A 17,678-nucleotide genomic window follows, 5' to 3' on the forward strand; every position below is an offset into this window, starting at 1 on the left:
AACGGTAGAAAAAGATGTTTCGGACACCTTCAGGTGTGTAACAGGAAGGTCACTGGCCCATCGTTGACCAGATGTACCTGCATGTCCGCACCAAAGCGTCCTGATGCCACTTTGCCATGCAACTGTTGCGCCTTCACTAACAAGTAGTCGAAAAGCTCCTCGCCAAGGGCCGGAGGCGCCGCCGTGGAAAAGCTCGGGCGCAACCCACTCTTGGTGTCCGCCGCCAGGGTGAACTGCGAGACCAGCAGCAGGCCGCCCTGCACATCGGCCAGGGACAGGTTCATCTTGCCCTCGGCATCACTGAACACCCGATAGTTAAGCAGCTTATGCAGGAGTTTGTCGGCGTTGGCCCGGGTATCCCCAGGCTCTACCGCCACCAGCACCAGCAGGCCCTGGTCTACCGCACCGACGATTTCACCGGCCACTTCCACGCGCGCGCCGGCCACGCGCTGCAACAGCCCCTTCATGCTTCTTCGGGCGGCAGGTCGAGCAGGCGCCGGGCCAGCTGGTCGGTGGCCCGCACCAGGGCGTCGGTGATACCCGGCTCGGAAGCGGCATGGCCGGCATCGCGAATCACCTGCAGCTCGCTGTTGGGCCAGGCCTGGTGCAGTTCCCAAGCGTTGTCCAGCGGGCAGATCACATCGTAGCGCCCATGGATGATGATCCCCGGCAGATGGGCGATCTTGCCCATGTCGCGGATCAGCTGGTCAGGTTCGAGGAAGGCGTTGTTGATGAAGTAGTGGCACTCGATCCGGGCAATCGACAAGGCGCGCTGCGGTTCGGAGAAGCGATCCACCACCAGCGGGTTGGGACGCAGGGTCGCGGTGCGCCCTTCCCAGCCGGACCAGGCCTTGGCCGCGTGCATTTGGGCGATCTGGTCGTTGCCGGTCAGGCGCTTGTGGAAGGCGCTGACCAGGTCGTGCCGCTCCTCCAGGGGAATTGGCGCCACGTAGTCTTGCCAGTAGTCGGGGAACAGGCGGCTGGCACCGCACTGGTAGTACCACTGGATCTCCTGGGGACGAGCCAGGAAGATCCCCCGCACGACCAGGCCAAGCACCCGATCGGGATGGGTCTGGGCATAGGCCAGGGCCAGGGTCGAGCCCCATGAGCCACCGAACAGTACCCACTTGTCGATGCCCAGGTGCTCGCGGATGCGCTCCAGGTCGGCCACCAGGTCCCAGGTGGTGTTGTTCTCCAGGCTGGCATGGGGACTGGAGCGTCCGCAGCCGCGCTGGTCGAAGGTGACGATGCGGTACAGGGTCGGATCGAAGTAGCAGCGGCTCGCGCCGTCGCAGCCGGCCCCCGGGCCACCATGAAGGAACACCACCGGCAAGCCTTCCGGCGAACCGCTTTCGTCGACATACAGCACATGGGGTTCGTCGACGGCCAGATCGTGCCGGGCATAGGGTTTGATCTGTGGGTACAAAGTCTTCATTACGCGCTCCGTGGAGGTCGGGGTCATCCCTGAAGGGACTTCATTCATGCTGCCGTCCGGCATCATAAACCCGAATTACGCAATGAGCATGTCCTTGAGAAAAATGGGGTTGTTGGCCTCATCCACAGCTCGAGCCCGGCGCTTGGCCGGGCTCGCTTCTGCCCTGGCAGCTCAGCGACCGTAGCGCTCGCGGCCCCAGGCCAGCAGGCCTTGCAGCAGTTCCTTGAGCACCACCTGGGTCGGCGCCGCCAGGTCCTCGCGGTAACGGAAGGGGTCGAACTCTTCCATATAGGTGCTTTGCGCCAGCTCCAGCTGTACCGCATGCACATGCTCCGCCGGATCGCCGTAGTGACGGGTGATGTGCCCGCCCTTGAAGCGCCCGTTGAGCACATGGGTGTAGCCGCCATGGCCAGCGCAGATGCCCTCCAGGCGCCCGGCCAGTTGCGGATCGCAGCTGGCACCGTTGAAGGTACCGAGGTTGAAGTCCGGCAGCTTGCCCTCGAACAGGTGCGGGATCAGCGAACGGATCGAGTGGGCATCGAACAGCATGGCATAGCCGAATTCGGCCTTGAGCCGCGCCAGCTCGTCTTGCAGGGTCCGATGGTATGGCCCCCAGATCTGCTCCAAGTACTGATCGCGCTCCGCCTTCGATGGAGCCTGGCCTTCGACGAACAGCGGCTCGCCGTCGAACAGGGTCGCCGGGTACAGGCCCGTGGTAGCGCCGACATACAGAGGCTTGTCGTCGGACGGCCGGTTCAGGTCGATGACAAAACGCGAGTACTCGGCCGTCAGGACGCTGGCCCCCAACTCCTGGGCGAACTCGTACAACCGCGGGATATGCCAGTCGGTGTCCGGCAGGCTCTGCGCCTGGGGTACCAGCCCGGCGGCCACCGCCGGGGTCAGGCGCGTACCGGCATGGGGCATGCTGATCAACAGTGGCACCCGACCTTGTTTGAAGCTCAGAACCTTTTCCACAAGCCTTCTCCTACACAGTCACTTCGACGCCGTGGCGCACCACGCGCTTTTCCAGGTCGCCGCCCAGCCAGTAGGCCAGGTCGGCGGGACGATCTATTTGCCAGGCGACGAAATCCGCCACCTTGCCCACCTCCAGCGAACCGTGGGTCTTGTCCATTCCCAGGGCCTTGGCCGCGTGCAGGGTGACTCCGGCCAGGGCTTCCTCGGGCGTCATGCGAAAACAGGTGCAGGCCATGTTCAGCATCAGGCGTACCGACAGCGCCGGCGAGGTCCCTGGGTTGAGGTCGCTGGCCAGGGCGATCTTCACCCCGTGCTTGCGCAGTGCTTCCATCGGTGGCAACTGGGTCTCGCGCAGGAAGTAGAACGCCCCCGGCAACAACACCGCCACGGTGCCCGAGGCGGCCATGGCGATGGCATCGTCCTCGGTCATGAACTCCAGGTGATCGGCGGACAGGGCCTGGTAGCGCGCCGCCAGGCTCGAACCATGCAGCGAGGACAATTGCTCGGCATGCAGCTTGACCGGCAGGCCGAGTTTTTGCGCGGCGATGAACACCCGCTCCACCTGGGCCGGGGAGAACGCCAGGTATTCGCAGAAGGCATCCACGGCGTCCACCAGCCCCTCGGCTGCCAGGGCCGGAAGCATCTCGCTGCAGATGTGCTCGATATAGTCGTCGGCACGCTCGGCATATTCCGGCGGCAGGGCATGGGCCGCCAGGCAGGTGCTGCGCACGCTGACCGGCAGTTCCTCGCCGAGCCGGCGGATCACCCGCAGGATCTTGCGTTCGCTGGAAAGGTCCAGGCCATAACCGGACTTGATCTCGATGCTGGTGACGCCATCGCGCATCAGGCTCAGCAAGCGCTTGCGGGCACTGGCGAACAATTCGTCCTCGCTGGCCGCCCGGGTCGCGCGCACGGTGCTGGCGATCCCGCCACCGGCGGCGGCGATCTCGGCATAGCTCACCCCTTGCAGGCGCTGCTCGAACTCGCCGCTGCGATTGCCACCGAACACCGTATGGGTGTGGCAGTCGATCAGGCCCGGGGTCACCCAGGCGCCCGCCAGGTCGTGGACCTGCTGGTAATCGCTGGCCGGCAGCTGTTCGCGCCGGCCGATCCACTCGATGTGCGCCCCTGACGTCACGATGGCCGCATCCTCGATGATCGAGTAGCTACCCAGGGCCATGCTGGCGACGTTGCAGTGTTGCCAAAGAGTCTTCATCCAAGGCCTCCGTCAATGATCAATAGTTAAAGAAGAGTGGCCGTCGCTGGAACGCGCCTGGCCAGCTACCGGCTTGACCCAGAGCCTGTAGGCCAGCACCAGCAGCACGATCCACACCACGCCCACCAGCAGCGCCGCCTGGGTCTTGGGGAAGTAGCCCAGGACAGCGAAGATGAACAGCATGAAGGCAATGGCCGCCGCCGGCGCCCAGGGCCAGAACGGTACCTTGAATTGCAGCCCGGCCACCTGCTCGGCGGTCATGGAGCGGCGCATGGCCACATGGGTCAGCAGGATCATCAGCCATACCCAGACCGTGGCGAAAGTGGCCAGGGAAGCGATCAAGAGGAAGATGTTCTCCGGAATCAGGTAGTTGAGCACCACGCCGATCAGCAGGGTCGCCGCCATCACCACCACGGTCATCCACGGCACCCCGTGCCTGGAGACCTGGGCAAAACCCTTGGGCGCCTGCCCCTGCTGGGCCAGGCCATACATCATGCGGCCGGCACCGAAGATATCGCTGTTGATGGCCGACACCGCCGCGGAGATCACCACGATATTGAGAATGGTCGCCGCCGAGCCGATCCCCAGGCTATCGAAGATCTGCACGAAAGGGCTGCCCTGGGTACCGATCTGCGGCCAGGGGAAGATCGCCATCAGCACCAGCAGCGTCAGCACGTAGAACAGCAGGATGCGCATGGGCACGGCATTGATGGCCTTGGGAATGACGCGCTGCGGGTCCTTGGCCTCGCCAGCGGTGACCCCGATGATCTCGATGCCGCCGAAGGCGAACATCACCACCGCGAAGGAGGCGATCACCCCGCTGATGCCATTGGGCATGAACCCGCCATGGCTCCAGAGGTTGCCGAGCCCTGTGGCCTGCTCCTGGCTCGCGCTGCCGATCCCGAACAGCATGATGCCGACGCCGCCGAGGATCATCGCCACGATGGCCCCGACCTTGAGCAACGACAGCCAGAACTCCATCTCGCCGAAGACCTTGACGTTGCACAGGTTCAGCGCTCCGATGAACAGCACGATGGACAGCACCCAGATCCAGCGCTCCACCTCGGGAAACCAGAAGCCCATGTAGATGCCGAAGGCAGTCACGTCCGCCAGGCAGACGATCAGCATCTCGAAGGCATAGGTCCAGCCCAGGATGAACCCCGGCAATGGCCCCAGGTACTGGCTGGCGTAGTGGCCGAACGAGCCGGACACCGGGTTGTGCACCGCCATCTCGCCCAGGGCGCGCATCACCATGAATACCGCCGCGCCACCGATCAGGTAGGCGAGCAACACAGCCGGCCCGGCCATCTGGATGGCCGAGGCGGAACCATAGAACAACCCGGTGCCGATGGCCGACCCCAATGCCATGAAACGTATGTGGCGCGCCGTCAGGCCGCGCCGTAATCCTGTTTCTTGCGATTGCATGTCTTCGTCCCTTTTATTGTTATTGGACAACCACCGCGCACGCCGGTGCACGGTGGCTGAAGCAGACGTTCCGCGTCTGGCTGGACAGCGACCCAGGGCCGCTGGCCGAGGTTACAGGCTCGGCAGCAGGCCGGCCGGCAGCAAGCCGGTCAGGCAGCGCGAGGCCAGCAAGTCACTGGCGGCATTGATATCCGGCGCGAAGAAGCGGTCCTTCTCGTAGTAGGCCACCTGCTCGCGCAGGGTGGCGCGGGCCTGTTCCAGGGTCGGCGAGGACTTCAGGCCTTCGCGCAGGTCCAGGCCCTGGCAGGCCGCCAGCCATTCCACGGCGAGGATGCCGCGGGTGTTCTCGGCCATTTCCCACAGGCGCTTGCCCGCAGCCGGAGCCATGGACACGTGGTCTTCCTGGTTCGCCGAGGTCGGCAGGCTGTCCACCGAATGCGGGTGGGCCAGGGCCTTGTTTTCGCTGGCCAGGGCCGCGGCGGTGACCTGGGCGATCATGAAGCCGGAGTTGACCCCGCCATTGGCCACCAGGAACGGCGGCAACTGCGACATGTGCTTGTCCATCATCAGCGAGATGCGACGCTCGCTCAGGGACCCGATCTCGCTGATGGCCAGGGCCATGTTGTCGGCAGCCATCGCCACCGGCTCGGCGTGGAAGTTGCCACCGGAGATCACGTCGCCTTCGGCGGCGAACACCAACGGGTTGTCGGATACGGCGTTGGCTTCCACCACCAGCACCTCGGCGGCCTGGCGCAACTGGGTCAGGCAGGCGCCCATCACCTGGGGCTGGCAGCGCAAAGAATACGGATCCTGGACCTTGTCGCAGTTCTGGTGCGAAGCGGATACCTCGCTGCGCTCGCCCAGCAACGCGCGATAGGCCGCAGCGCTATCGATCTGCCCACGCTGGCCCCGGGCGGCATGGATCCGTGCATCGAACGGCGAACGCGAACCCAGCACCGCTTCCACGGTCAGGCCACCGCAAACCAGGGCCCCGGCAAACAGGTCCTCGGCTTCGAACAGGCCACGCAGGGCGAAGGCGGTGGATACCTGGGTGCCGTTGAGCAACGCCAGGCCCTCCTTGGCCGCCAGGGTCAACGGTGCCAGGCCGGCGACTTTCAAGGCCGCCGGGGCGTCCAGCCACTCACCCTTGTAGCGGGCCTTGCCTTCGCCCAGCAGCACCAGGGACATGTGCGCCAACGGCGCCAGGTCGCCGGATGCGCCCACCGACCCCTTGAGCGGGATATGCGGGTAGACCTCGGCATTGATCAGCGCGATCAGGGCATCGATCACCTGGCGGCGGATGCCGGAAAAACCGCGGCTCAGGCTGTTGACCTTGAGCACCATGATCAGGCGCACCAGATCGTCGCTGATGGGCTCGCCGACGCCCGCGGCATGGGACAGCACCAGGGAGCGCTGGAGGTTCTCCAGGTCGGCGCTGGCGATACGGGTCGACGCCAGGAGGCCGAAACCGGTGTTGATCCCATAGGCGGTGCGTTTCTCGGCGAGGATCTGCTCGACACAAGCCACGCTGGCGTCGATCTGCGCCGAGGCGCTGTCGTCCAGGGTCAGGCTCAGCGGCTGCTGGTAGATGGCCCGCAGTTGGGCCAGGCTCAGTTGACCGGGAATCAGGTTTAGCGCAGTCACATTCATGCTCCTTTTGAGAGTTTTGTAATAACTACCAGTCGCTCCGGAAACATCCGTTATCCGTCGTCACCCACCAAGTCGGGCAGGCGGCGCCTTGGCACGCTGGCTATGGGAAGAACCTTTTATTGCAACTTCGGAAAATGCCTGCCCAGCAGCGCCGGCTCCTTGAGCAGCGCCGCCGCACTGGCGATGTCGGGGGCCAGCCAGCGGTCCTGGTGATAGGCCGGGACTCGTTCGCGCAGCAGGCTCCAGGCAAGCCCGGTGCCGGCGCCGAAACGCTGTTCCTTGAGAAATTCGAAAGCCTGGGCCGCCAGCAGGTACTCGATGGCGAGGATCCGGGTGCAGTTCTCCAGCACCTGGTGCAGCTTCAGCGCGGCATTGGTGCCCAGGCTCAGGTGGTCTTCCTGCAGGCCTGAAGTCACGTAGTTGTCGAGCACCGCCGGCTGGGCCAACTGGCGGTTCTGCGCGCACAGCGAAGCGGCGACGTACTGCACGATCATCATTCCGGAATTGACCCCGGGCTCGCTCACCAGGAACGCCGGCAGGCCGCTGACATGGGGATTGATCAAGCGGTCCAGGCGCCGTTCGGCGATGGAGCCGATCTCGGCCATGGCGATGGCCAGCACGTCGGCCGCCATGGCCACCGACTGGCCATGGGGATTGGCCTGGGAGACCACCCGATAGTGTTCGGGAGTCCCCAGCAGCAGCGGGTTGTCGGTGGCCGATTCGAGTTCGGTCTGCACCTGCTTCGCGGCATGGGCCCACTGGTCCCGGGCAGCGCCATGGACCTGGGGAATGGAGCGGATGCTCAGGGCATCCTGGGTGCGCAGGCCCTTGCTGGCGGCGATCACCTCGCTGCGCTCGAGCAAGGCCAGCAGGTTGCCACCCACCTGCTGCATGCCGGGGTGGGCCTTGAGGGCGATGATTTCCGGGTCGAAAGCGGCGATCTGGCCACGCTGTGCCTCGAAGCTCATGGCGCCGATCACGTCGGCCCATTGCAGCAAGCGCTCGGCATCGGCCAGGGCCAGGCAGGCAAGGCCGGTCATGCAGGGCGTGCCATTGACCAGGCACAGCCCGTCCTTGGCGCCCAGTTGCACCGGCTGCAGCCCCTCTTCGGCCAGGGCCTGCGCCGCGGCCATGATGCGCCCGCGATAGCTGACCAGGCCGACCCCGAGCAGGGCGATGCCGATATGGGCCATGTGCGTCAGGTAACCCACCGAGCCCTGGGACGGCACCTGCGGGGTGATGCCGCGGTTGAGCAGCGCCAGCAGGGCCTCGACCACCTGCCGGTGGATGCCGGACTTGCCATGGCTGTAGTTGATCACCGCCGCGCAGAGGATGGCCCGGGCCTGCTCGTCGGGCAGCGCCGGCCCCACGCCACAGGCGTGGCTGAGCAGGGTATTGCGCGACAACTGGCTGAGCTGTTCGCCGGCCAGCAGTACGTTGCACAGCGCCCCCAGGCCGGTACTGATGCCATAGGCCCGCTCACCGTTCTCCACCACCTGGCGAACGATGGCCTGGGCGTTGTCGATTCGCGCCCAGGCCTGGGGCGATAGCTCCAGCCGCGCCCCGTGGCGGGCGACGGCCACCACATCCTGCCAACCCACCGGGGCGTCGGCGACAACGATAGTTTCAGCCTGGGACATGTCCAACCTCGTACTGGGTGATCCCGTGGTGTATTGCGAGGCGGCCCGTCATGCGGTCGCCGCCCGGCGCTGGACGAAGCGGTCGACGTAGTCGTCGGCCGGCGCATGCAGGATCTCCTTCGGCGTTCCCACCTGGATCAGCCGGCCATCCTTGAGAATGGCGATGCGATTGCCGATGCGTACCGCCTCGTCCAGGTCATGGGTGATGAAGACGATGGTCTTGTGCAGGGTCTTCTGCAGCTCCAGCAACTGGTCCTGCATTTCGGCGCGGATCAACGGGTCGAGGGCGCTGAAGGCCTCGTCCATGAGGATGATGTCGGTGTCCGCGGCCAGCGCCCGGGCCAGGCCGACCCGCTGGCGCATGCCGCCGGACAGCTGGTGCGGGTATTTCTTCTCGTAGCCCTTGAGGCCCACGGTGTTGATCCAGTGCTGGGCGCGCTCGACGCACAGCTGCTTGCCTTCACCACGAACCTTCAGGCCATAGGCGACGTTGTCCAGCACATTGCGATGGGGCAACAGGCCGAAGCTCTGGAACACCATGCTGATCTTGCGCCGGCGGAAGTCGCGCAGGGCATCCATGTCGTACTGCAGGATGTCTTCGCCGTCCACCAGGATCTGCCCGCTGGTCGGGTCGATCAGGCGGTTGAAATGGCGCACCAGGGTCGACTTGCCAGAGCCGGACAAACCCATGATGACGAAGATCTCGCCACTGCCGATGGACAGCGACAGGTCGTTGACCCCCACCACGCAGCCGGTCTCGGCCAGCACCTGCTCCTTGCTGCGTTGCTGCTGGATCAACCGCAGGGCGTCCTCGGCGCGGTTGCCGAAGATCTTGAAGACATTCTTCACCTCGATCTTGCTGACCTGCGCGCTCATTTGCTCACCTCATGCCGTGGCCGGCCGTAGGCCTGGGTAATGCGGTCGATCACCACCGCGAGAATCACGATCGCCAGGCCCGCTTCCAGGCCACGGCCGACGTTGAGGGTCTGGATCCCCACCAGCACGTCCTCGCCCAGGCCACGGGCGCCGATCATCGAGGCGATCACCACCATCGACAGGGCCATCATGGTGGTCTGGTTGATCCCGGCCATGATGCTCGGCAGGGCCAGCGGCAGCTGCACGCCGAACAGTTGCTGCCAGCGGTTGGCGCCAAAGGCGTTGATCGCCTCCATCACCTCGCCGTCGACCTGGCGGATCCCCAAGTCGGTGAGGCGGATCAGCGGCGGCGCGGCGTAGATCACCGTGGCGAAGATCGCCGGCACCTTGCCCAGGCCGAACAGCATCAGCACCGGGATCAGGTACACGAAGCTGGGCATGGTCTGCATGATGTCCAGCAACGGCATCAGCACCGAGCGCAGGCGGTCGCTGCGAGCCGAGAGGATCCCCAGGGGAATGCCGATCAGCACCGAGATCAGCGTGGCCACCAGCATCAGGGCCAGGGTCTGCATCAGCTTGTCCCACAGGCCGACGGCCCCCACCAGGAACAGCAGGCCGACGATCACCAGGGTGGTCAGCCACTTGCGGGTCGAATGCCAGGCCACGACGCCGACGATGCCCAGCATCAGCCACCAGGGCGCCATGCGCAGCAGGCCTTCGAGGTTGACGATGGCCCATAGCAGGGTATCGGAGATGTGCCGGAACACGTCGCCATAGTTGGTCACCAGCGAATCGACCCAGCCGTTGACCCAGTCGGCGATGGAAAACGTGAAGCTTTCTGGAAACATAGGAAACTCTCGATCAAAGGAGGTTGTAGTCCAGCTTCCGGCGACCTCCAGGGCCGCCGCAGAGGCCCGACCTACAGGGCCGCGTCGACCTTCCTGGCGGCTTCTTCGCTCACCCAGGCGTGCCAGACCTCAGGATGTTCCTTGAGAAAGGTTTTCGCCAGTTTCGGCGACTCGATGCGCTCCTTGGTCATGCGCGCCAGGTTCTGGTTGAGCAGGTCGATCGGCAGGTTGACCTTGGCCAGTACCTCCACCAGCTCCGGCGCCTCATCGTGAAAGGTCCTGGACAGGCCGACCTTGATACTCACGCTCTTGTCGACGCCGGGTTTCTCCTCCAGCTTGACCACGTCCACCTGGCCCATGAGCGGGGTTGGCGTCCAGTAGTAGAACAGGATCGGCTCGCCGCGCTTGTAGCTCGACAGCACTGCGGCATCCAGGGCCGGGCCGGTGCCGGGGCGGAAGTTGGTGTAGCTGTTTTCCAGGCCGTAGCCCTTGAGCATCTCGCTGTTGTCCAGCTCGCAGGTCCAGCCGGCCGGGCAGTTGTAGAAGCGGCCCTTGGCCGGCTCTTCCGGGTCCTTGAAGACACTGGCGTACTTGGCCAGGTCGGCGACGTTCTTCAGGTCCGGGGCCTTGGCCTCGAGCTTGCGCTTGGCATCGCCCTCGATCACATAGCGCGGCACGTACCAACCTTCGACGGCGCCCACCACCGGCGCGCCGACGCCGACCACCTTGCCGGCCTTCTCGGCCTTGTTCCAAACCTCGCTGCGCCCTACCCATTCTTCGGCGAAGACCTGGATGTCGTTGCTGCCCAAGGCGTTCTCCATGGTGATGGAGTTGCCCGGCAAGCTGTCGGTCTTGCAGCCGTAGCCCTTCTCCAGGACGAACTGCAGGACATCGGTGAGCAGCATGCCGCTTTCCCAGTTCAAGCCAGCGAACTTCACCGGCTTGCCCGACTCGCACCAGCCAGCCGCCTGGGCGCCGGACGCGGCCAGAAGGCCCATGGACAACAACGTGGTCAGCAGGGTCTTGTGTTTTTTCATTATGTGACGCTCCTAAACATGGGTTGGCTTACGGCAGTCAAGAGGCATCCAGCCCTGTCCACGTCCAATCGGACTCACACCGCGGTGGCGCGGCGGGTTCCAGCGATTTCTTGTTCGTTGGCGGCGTCCTGCTCGGGCGGCAGGATCAGTTTTTCGGGCACCGCGCCATGCCATTTCCTGGCACAGACGTAGTACAGCGCCGCCGGCACCACCAGGCCGATGATCCAGGAGATATCCACGCCACCCAGTACCTCCACCAGCGGCCCGGTATAGAACTTGGTGCTGATGAACGGCAGCTGTACCAGCACGCCGATCACATAGACGCTGATACCCAGCATGTTCCACCGGCCATAGCGGCCATTGGGATCGGCCAGCGCCGGCACGTCGTAGTTCTCGCGGGTGATGCAGTAGTAGTCCACCAGGTTCACCGCGCTCCAGGGGGTGAAGAAGGCCAGCAGGAACAGGATGAAGGACTTGAATGCCCCCAGGAACGAATGCTGGCCGAGCAGGGCGATCAGGGTCGCGGCGCCGACGATGACCAGCACGAACACCAGGCGCTGCAGGCGCGTCACCTCCAGGTGGCCACGCAAGCCGCTGATGATGGTGGCGATGCACATGAAGCTGCCGTAGGAGTTCAGCGTCGAGATGGTGATCTTGCCGAAGGCGATGCTGAAGTACAGCAGCGCCGCGGTGGCGCCACTGCCACTGAGGCCGACGATGTAGGCCACTTCACGCCCGGCGAACTGCCCGTTGGCCATGGCCGCGGCGAACACACCGAGGATCATCGCTACCTGGGCGCCGATCACCGAGCCGGCGCCCACGGCGAGGAAGGTCTTCACCGAGGACGTCTTGCTCGGCAGGTAGCGCGAGTAGTCGGCCACGTAGGGGCCGAAGGCGATCTGCCAGGAAGCGGCGAGGGATACCGCCAGCAGGAAGCTCGCCCAGCTGAAGTGACGGATCTCCAGGAGCGCGCCGACATCGGTCTGGCCCATGAGGCGGCTGAACAGGTAGACGAAGGCAATGACGCCGATGACGCTGGCGACCCGGCCGATGAAATGGATGACCCGGTAGCCAAGCACGGTCACCAGGACGATGACGCTGGCGAAGATCAGGATGCCGAGGCTGTCGCTGACGCCGAACAGCTGGCCCAGGGCCTGGCCGGACAGCACCGTGCCGGTGGCGGTGAAGCCCAGGTACATCAGGCATACCAGCACGATCGGGATCGCCGCGCCGTAGACGCCGAACTGCACCCGGCTGGAGATCATCTGCGGCAGGCCGAGCTTGGGTCCTTGCGCGGCATGCAGGGCCATGACGCCGCCGCCCAGCAACTGGCCGACGAACAGGCCGATCAACGACCAGAACACGTCGCCGCCCAGCACCACGGCCAGGGCGCCGGTGACGATGGCGGTGATCTGCAGATTGGCGCCCAGCCACAGGGTGAACTGGCTGTAGAGCTTGCCGTGGCGTTCGGCTTCGGGAATGTAGTTGATCGACCGCCGCTCGATCAGGGGTTTGGAGCTATCACTGGCCGTGGACATCGTTATTGTTCTCCCGGGGGATTCTTGTCATGTCAAAGCTCTGCTACATGGACCGAACCGCCGCACTGCGAGGTGCGGCGGCTCCTTCCCTGGTCCTGGCGGCGAACCGCCGGAGTGTCAATTGCCGGTGATCATCGGCAGGTTCAGGCCCTGCTCCTTGGCGCAGTCGATGGCGATCTGGTAGCCGGCATCGGCATGGCGCATCACGCCGGTGCCCGGATCGTTGGTCAGGACGCGAGCGATACGCTCGGCGGCTTCATCGCTGCCGTCGCAGACGATGACCATGCCCGAGTGCTGGGAGAAGCCCATGCCGACGCCGCCGCCGTGATGCAGGGAAACCCAGGTCGCGCCACTGGCGGTATTGAGCAGGGCGTTGAGCAGCGGCCAGTCGGACACGGCATCGGAACCGTCCTGCATCGATTCGGTTTCACGGTTCGGGCTGGACACCGAACCGGAGTCCAGGTGGTCGCGGCCGATGACGATCGGTGCCGACAGCTCACCGCGCCGGACCATTTCGTTGAATGCCAGGCCCAGCTTGGCGCGCTGGCCCAGGCCGACCCAGCAGATACGCGCCGGCAGGCCCTGGAAGCTGATGCGCTCGCGAGCCATGTCCAGCCAGTTGTGCAGGTGGGCGTCGTCCGGGATCAGCTCCTTGACCTTGGCGTCGGTCTTGTAGATGTCCTGCGGATCGCCGGACAGCGCCGCCCAGCGGAACGGGCCGATGCCACGGCAGAACAGTGGGCGGATGTAGGCCGGGACGAAGCCCGGGAAGTCGAAGGCGTTGGCCACGCCCTCTTCCTTGGCCATCTGGCGGATGTTGTTGCCATAGTCGAAGGTCGGGATACCCTGCTTCTGGAAGTCGAGCATGGCTTGCACGTGCACGGCCATCGATTGCTTGGCGGCTTTCACCACGGCAGCCGGTTCGGTCTGTGCGCGATCGCGGTACTGCTCCCAGCTCCAGCCGGCCGGCAGGTAACCGTTGAGCGGGTCGTGGGCGCTGGTCTGGTCGGTGACCATGTCCGGGCGCACGCCACGCTTGACCAGCTCGGGCAGGATTTCGGCGGCGTTGCCGTGCAGGGCGATGGAAATGGCGCGGCCTTCGGCGGTGTACTTGGCGATACGCGCCAGGGCGTCGTCCAGATCCTTGGCTTGTTCATCGACATAGCGGGTCTGCAGGCGGAAGTCGATGCGGCTCTGCTGACATTCGATGTTCAGCGAGCAGGCGCCGGCCAGGGTCGCGGCCAGTGGCTGGGCGCCGCCCATGCCGCCCAGGCCCGCGGTCAGTACCCAGCGCCCCTTGAGGCTGCCGCCGTAGTGCTGGCGACCAGCTTCGACGAAGGTTTCGTAGGTGCCCTGGACGATGCCCTGGCTGCCGATGTAGATCCAGCTGCCGGCGGTCATCTGGCCGTACATGGCCAGGCCCTTGGCATCCAGTTCGTTGAAGTGTTCCCAGTTGGCCCAATGCGGCACCAGGTTGGAGTTGGCGATCAGCACGCGCGGGGCGTTGGCGTGGGTCTTGAACACGCCGACCGGCTTGCCGGACTGCACCAGCAGGGTCTCGTCGTCATTCAGGTGGGTGAGGCTCTCGACGATCTTGTCGTAGCACTCCCAGTTGCGCGCCGCGCGCCCAATGCCGCCGTAGACCACCAGCTCCTTGGGGTTCTCGGCGACTTCCGGATCGAGGTTGTTCATCAGCATGCGCAGCGGCGCTTCGGTCAGCCAGCTCTTGGCGGTCAGCTTGTTGCCACGCGGGGCACGGATTTCTACGTTCCGGTATTTGGTGAATTTGTTGTCAGCCACGGAAAACCTCCTCGACGATGAGCCCAAGGTGCGAAGAGGATGGCATCGACTCTTACGCACACATATTTACTTGTACATACAAGCATATGCAATCAAGCGGCCAACTCTGTCCAGGCCACCTGGAACAATCACCGAAAAACGCCTGGAAACCTTCTAGATCGGGCTCCTCGGCCTTGAATGAATTTTCCCTCGGGTATCAATCGACGCTCCCGCTGGTTGTTACCAGGGGCAGGTTTTGCCCACTGCTGGGGCATTCGGTAACAGATTGGTGCGCTGTCAGGAACAGGATCCGCCCCCGGGAACGGACAAGGGCCAGCCGCCTCGAGCAGGAGGCCGAAGCACGGATAGAAGAGTGATGGAGACTAGAAGGGAAGCTGGCAGGCCACGCCCTGGCCCGCCAGCAAGGGTGACTCAGATACTGGTGAGTTCGATCACGCAGCAGCGCCCGTCGAGGGCAACTTCCAGCAGGCCGGCATTGTCGTCCAGGCGCAGGCAATCGTAGCGGCCCAGGGCCTGGACCGCAGCGCCGGCCACATCGACCCAGGCCTGTTCGGCGGCACTGAACACCAGCACCGTATGGGCCTGGCTGAAGAAGCGCTGCTGGCCATCGAACCACTGCAGCCGCGCCATATAGCGCTCGGGGCTGTAGATCAGGTTGAAATCACGGATGGCGCCGTCCAGCAGAGTGCAGTTGACCTGGCTGGCGCCACTGAAGGCAAAGGGGTCCAGGGGCAGCAACGGGCGCACATCCTGGCCATCCACGCAAAGCTGCATGCCAGCGCCCTGCAGCACGGTGATGACCCGCTGGTAGCCGGCGAAGCTGGAGAAACCGCCGGATTCGCCGATGTCGGCGATCGACAGGCGCCAGCCGAAGCCTTCCAGGCCGGCCCCGCTGTCCCGGGTGATTTCCTCGGTACTGCCGCCGCCGTTCTTCCAGGGCATGCGCGGATAGTCGGCGGCGCGTAGCAGGCTAGACCGGATCATTTGTGAAAGCGTCCTTCGAGGCGATGCCGGGAACCGGGGTGGATCAACCGCGCGGCGGTCACCGGCTGGCGCCCGGACCAGGTACGGCGGCGGATCAGCAGGCAGGGTTCGCCACGCTCGATCTGCAGCAACTTGCATTCTTCAGGTTCGGCGAGGATCGCCTCCACCACATGCTCGCCCTCGGTCAGGGGCGCGACCTGGGACAGGTAGGCATAGGGCGTTTGCAGGGTGAAGTCTTGCTTGAGGTATTCCGGCGCCACCAGGGCGTTGACGAAGCGATCCTCGATCTGCACCGGGATGTCGTTCTCGAAGTGCACGATCAGCGAATGGAAGACCTTCTGCCCTTCGCGCATGTCCAGGGCCAGGGCCCGCTCGGAACCGGCGGCCTCCTCGCCCAGGGTGATGACCTGGCAGGTGTGGCGATGACCGCGGGAGGCGATCTCGTCGGCGATGTTGTGCACCTCGAACAATGCCGACTGGGTCTTGGGCTCGGCGACGAAGGTACCCACGCCCTGCATGCGCACCAGCATGCCTTCGGCGGTCATCTCGCGCAGCGCACGGTTGATGGTCATGCGGCTGAAGCCCAGCTGGCTGACCAGTTCGCTTTCCGAGGGCACGCGATAGTGCGGCGGCCAGTTTCCGCTCTCGATCTGCTGGGTGATCATCTGTTTGACGCGGGCATACAAGGGCGCCGGACTATCGCTCAGGTGGGCGGCCAGCGGCGAGTTGGCAGTCGGGGTCGGCACGGGAAATCCTTGAGGGTCGGTGAAAGTGGTCAGGGTCGGTCGACGCCTGGCGACGAAAGCCTAGCTTGCCGGAGTTTACCGGGCAGGCAAACGTCTGTATATGTATATACAAATAACACACAATGGGGTACTCGAACCATGTCCGCCTTCTTTGCCGAACGCGCGCTGCTGCCTGACGGATGGGCCAATGATGTACGTCTTGAAGTCGATGCCGACGGCCAGCTGAGCCACATCCAGGCCAACGCGGGCGCAGAGGGTGCGGAACGACTCAAGGGCCCACTGTTGCCGGGGATGCCCAACCTGCACTCCCATGCCTTCCAGCGGGCCATGGCCGGCCTGGCGGAAGTGGCCGGCAACCCCAATGACAGCTTCTGGACCTGGCGCGACCTTATGTACCGCCTGGTGGGCAGGATCAGCCCCGAGCAACTGGAAGTCATCGCCCGCCAGCTGTACATCGAAATGCTCAAGGCCGGCTACACCTCGGTGGCCGAATTCCACTATGTGCACCACGACACCGACGGCCAGGCCTACGCCGACCCCGCAGAGCTGTCGCGCCGGATCAGCCGGGCCGCCACCGACACCGGCATCGGCCTGACCCTGCTACCGGTGCTGTACAGCCATTCGGGCTTCGGTGGCCAGGCGCCCAACGACGGCCAGCGCCGCTTCATCAACAGCACCGAGCACTACCTCAAGCTGCAACAGCAGCTACGTCCCCTGCTGGCCGGACAAGCCAACCAGCACCTGGGCCTGTGCTTCCACTCGCTGCGCGCAGTCACGCCACAGCAGATCAGCGAAGTGCTGGCCGCCAGCGACCCGGACTGCCCGGTGCATATCCACATTGCCGAGCAACGGAAGGAAGTCGATGACTGCCTGGCCTGGAGTGGCCGCCGGCCCTTGCAGTGGCTATATGAAAACGTCGCGGTGGACCAGCGCTGGTGCCTGGTCCACGCCACCCATGCCAACCCCGAGGAAGTCAGCCTCATGGCCAGGAGCCGGGCCATCGCCGGCCTGTGCCTGACCACCGAGGCCAACCTGGGCGACGGTATCTTCCCCGCAGTGGATTTCCTGGCCCAGGGCGGCCGCCTGGGCATCGGTTCCGACAGCCATGTCTCGTTGAGCGTGGTGGAGGAATTGCGCTGGCTGGAATATGGCCAGCGCCTGCGGGATCAGCGCCGCAATCGCCTGTACCGGGCAGGCCAGCCCATGGTCGGCCGCACCCTCTACGACGCGGCCCTGGATGGTGGCGCCCAGGCCCTGGGGCAAGCGATCGGCACGCTGGCGGTGGGCAACCGCGCCGACTGGCTGGTGCTCGACGGCAACGACCCTTACCTGGCCACCGCCAATGCCGACGGGATTCTCAACCGCTGGTTGTTCGCCGGTGGCGATCGCCAGGTACGGGATGTGATGGTTGGCGGGCGCTGGGTGGTGCGCGACGGTCGACATGCCGCAGAGGAAACCAGCAGCCGGGCCTTCGCCCAGGTCCTGCGCGACTTGCTGGGCTGAGTCCC

The 17,678-nt window shown here is 64.9% G+C and carries 15 protein-coding genes; 1 reads left to right on the forward strand and 14 read right to left on the reverse strand.

Going from position 1 to position 17,678, the window contains the following annotated elements; all coding sequences use genetic code 11:
• Positions 1-29: 29 nt before the first annotated feature.
• The 14 genes from dtd to hutC form a co-directional block, all read right to left on the reverse strand.
• The gene (dtd, locus tag CAG11_RS07140; RefSeq protein WP_022639539.1) at positions 30-467 is read right to left on the reverse strand and encodes a D-aminoacyl-tRNA deacylase; all 438 of its coding nucleotides are present in this window, start codon (positions 465-467) and stop codon (positions 30-32) included.
• A complete protein-coding gene (gene pip, locus CAG11_RS07145; RefSeq protein ID WP_022639538.1) occupies positions 464-1,435 on the reverse strand; it encodes a prolyl aminopeptidase in 972 nt (323 codons plus the stop codon). The genes dtd and pip overlap by 4 nt, the downstream gene beginning before the upstream one ends.
• 171 nt (positions 1,436-1,606) lie before the next feature.
• Positions 1,607-2,410 (reverse strand): N-formylglutamate deformylase, encoded by an 804-nt coding sequence (hutG, locus tag CAG11_RS07150; RefSeq protein ID WP_085595682.1) that lies wholly within the window; start codon positions 2,408-2,410, stop codon positions 1,607-1,609.
• A gap of 10 nt (positions 2,411-2,420) precedes the next feature.
• Positions 2,421-3,626 (reverse strand): imidazolonepropionase, encoded by a 1,206-nt coding sequence (gene hutI, locus CAG11_RS07155; RefSeq protein WP_053132508.1) that lies wholly within the window; start codon positions 3,624-3,626, stop codon positions 2,421-2,423.
• Positions 3,627-3,638: 12 nt separating this feature from the next.
• Positions 3,639-5,051 (reverse strand): amino acid permease, encoded by a 1,413-nt coding sequence (locus CAG11_RS07160; protein WP_085595683.1) that lies wholly within the window; start codon positions 5,049-5,051, stop codon positions 3,639-3,641.
• Positions 5,052-5,162: 111 nt separating this feature from the next.
• Positions 5,163-6,701, reverse strand: coding sequence for a histidine ammonia-lyase (hutH, locus tag CAG11_RS07165; protein ID WP_143494513.1), 1,539 nt, complete (start codon positions 6,699-6,701; stop codon positions 5,163-5,165).
• A 116-nt stretch (positions 6,702-6,817) separates the two neighbouring features.
• Complete coding sequence (gene hutH, locus CAG11_RS07170; protein WP_085595685.1) at positions 6,818-8,341, reverse strand: histidine ammonia-lyase; 1,524 nt, start codon at positions 8,339-8,341, stop codon at positions 6,818-6,820.
• A gap of 48 nt (positions 8,342-8,389) precedes the next feature.
• Positions 8,390-9,217 carry a glycine betaine/L-proline ABC transporter ATP-binding protein gene (locus tag CAG11_RS07175; RefSeq protein WP_053132517.1) on the reverse strand — a complete coding sequence of 276 codons (828 nt, stop codon included), beginning with the start codon at positions 9,215-9,217 and terminating at the stop codon, positions 8,390-8,392.
• Positions 9,214-10,065, reverse strand: coding sequence for a proline/glycine betaine ABC transporter permease (locus tag CAG11_RS07180; RefSeq protein WP_022639532.1), 852 nt, complete (start codon positions 10,063-10,065; stop codon positions 9,214-9,216). The genes CAG11_RS07175 and CAG11_RS07180 overlap by 4 nt, the downstream gene beginning before the upstream one ends.
• A gap of 71 nt (positions 10,066-10,136) precedes the next feature.
• Complete coding sequence (locus tag CAG11_RS07185; RefSeq protein ID WP_022639531.1) at positions 10,137-11,102, reverse strand: ABC transporter substrate-binding protein; 966 nt, start codon at positions 11,100-11,102, stop codon at positions 10,137-10,139.
• A gap of 74 nt (positions 11,103-11,176) precedes the next feature.
• Positions 11,177-12,640, reverse strand: coding sequence for a cytosine permease (locus CAG11_RS07190; RefSeq protein WP_085595687.1), 1,464 nt, complete (start codon positions 12,638-12,640; stop codon positions 11,177-11,179).
• 117 nt (positions 12,641-12,757) lie between these two features.
• Positions 12,758-14,440 (reverse strand): urocanate hydratase, encoded by a 1,683-nt coding sequence (gene hutU, locus CAG11_RS07195; RefSeq protein WP_085595689.1) that lies wholly within the window; start codon positions 14,438-14,440, stop codon positions 12,758-12,760.
• 411 nt (positions 14,441-14,851) lie between these two features.
• A complete protein-coding gene (locus CAG11_RS07200; RefSeq protein WP_085595691.1) occupies positions 14,852-15,424 on the reverse strand; it encodes a HutD family protein in 573 nt (190 codons plus the stop codon).
• Complete coding sequence (gene hutC / locus CAG11_RS07205; protein WP_235777293.1) at positions 15,421-16,089, reverse strand: histidine utilization repressor; 669 nt, start codon at positions 16,087-16,089, stop codon at positions 15,421-15,423. The genes CAG11_RS07200 and hutC overlap by 4 nt, the downstream gene beginning before the upstream one ends.
• Positions 16,090-16,308: 219 nt before the next feature.
• Here hutC and CAG11_RS07210 point away from each other — a divergent pair, with 219 nt between their 5' ends.
• On the forward strand, positions 16,309-17,673 hold the full coding sequence (locus CAG11_RS07210; protein ID WP_085595693.1) for a formimidoylglutamate deiminase: 1,365 nt from the start codon (positions 16,309-16,311) through the stop codon (positions 17,671-17,673).
• Positions 17,674-17,678 lie beyond the last annotated feature (5 nt).

The organism is Pseudomonas sp. B6(2017), assembly GCF_002112765.1.
GTDB classification, from domain to species: Bacteria; Pseudomonadota; Gammaproteobacteria; order Pseudomonadales; family Pseudomonadaceae; genus Aquipseudomonas; species Aquipseudomonas piscis.